Here is a 429-nt window from a genome sequence, read left to right as displayed (position 1 = left end):
GCCAGCGCGTCGGCGAGCGCGGCGGCGAACCCGGCGGGGTCGCGGGCGAACCGTGCCGCGTCGCCGAACACCTCGCGCAGCACCGGCAGGTCCCGGGTCACCAGCGGGACCCCGGCGGCCAGTGCCTCCATCGCGGCCAGGCCGAAGCCCTCCTTGGCCGACGGGAACGCGAACGCCGCCGCACCCGCCATCAGGCCGGGCAGCGCGTCGTCGTCGACGGGGCCGAGGATGTCCGGGACGACGCCCAGCTCGTCGGCCCGGGCGAGCACCCGGGCGCGGTAGTCGCGGTAGTCGAACAGCGTCTCGCCGCCGCCGATCACCAGTCGTGCACCGGGCCCGAGCAGCGCCATCGCCTCGACCAGGTCGGCGGTGCCCTTGCGCGGCTCGATCCCGCCGACCGAGAGCACGTAGCGGCCGAACCGGGCCCGC

At 77.2% G+C, this 429-nt stretch carries 1 protein-coding gene; it reads right to left on the bottom strand.

Going from position 1 to position 429, the window contains the following annotated elements:
* A partial coding sequence (locus GTW08_RS22445) for a glycosyltransferase (RefSeq protein WP_161152482.1) occupies positions 1-429 on the bottom strand: 429 nt, incomplete at both ends.

Source organism: Pseudonocardia sp. SID8383, assembly GCF_009864975.1.
Taxonomy (GTDB): domain Bacteria; phylum Actinomycetota; class Actinomycetes; order Mycobacteriales; family Pseudonocardiaceae; genus Pseudonocardia; species Pseudonocardia alni.
This window is presented reverse-complemented; position numbering and strand designations above follow the sequence as displayed.